Origin of the sequence: Flectobacillus sp. BAB-3569 (genome assembly GCF_002270355.1) — a bacterium.
GTDB lineage: Bacteria > Bacteroidota > Bacteroidia > Cytophagales > Spirosomataceae > Flectobacillus > Flectobacillus roseus.
Window position 1 is genome coordinate 1 of record NZ_NJFZ01000164.1, and the last position, 423, is coordinate 423.

The 423-nt window shown below is 38.5% G+C and carries 1 pseudogene; it reads left to right on the plus strand.

Annotation, left to right across the window (positions count from 1 at the left end):
* Positions 1–86 precede the first annotated feature (86 nt).
* Positions 87–423, plus strand: a pseudogene (locus tag BWI92_RS26845) (NADH-quinone oxidoreductase subunit D); the annotation flags it as partial.

The following is a 423-nucleotide window of genomic DNA, read 5'->3' on the forward strand; positions in this document are numbered from 1 at the left end:
AACTTTTTTACTTAAATTCTAAATTTTGTTATTTGACAACTACTCACTTCTTTGAAAAACGCATCAACGAATCCTTTTCGAAGAAGTTGGGTTGGCACATGACTGTAGAAAAACTGTTGGGTATTGAAGTGCCTAAAAGAGCACAATATATGCGTGTGATTATGATGGAGTTGGCTCGTATCGCTGACCACATTATTTGTAACTCGGTACTCGCTGTAGATACTGGTGCCATGACTGGTTTCTTGTATGTAATGCAGTGGAGAGAGCATATATATGAAATTTACGAAGAACTATGTGGTGCTCGTTTGACTACCAACATGGGGCGTTTGTGGTATGGAGCGTGACTTCTCTGCCGAAGCTATTCGTAAAATCAAACATTTCTTAAGTGAATTCCCTAAAGGTCTTAGAGAGTTTGAAAGTTTG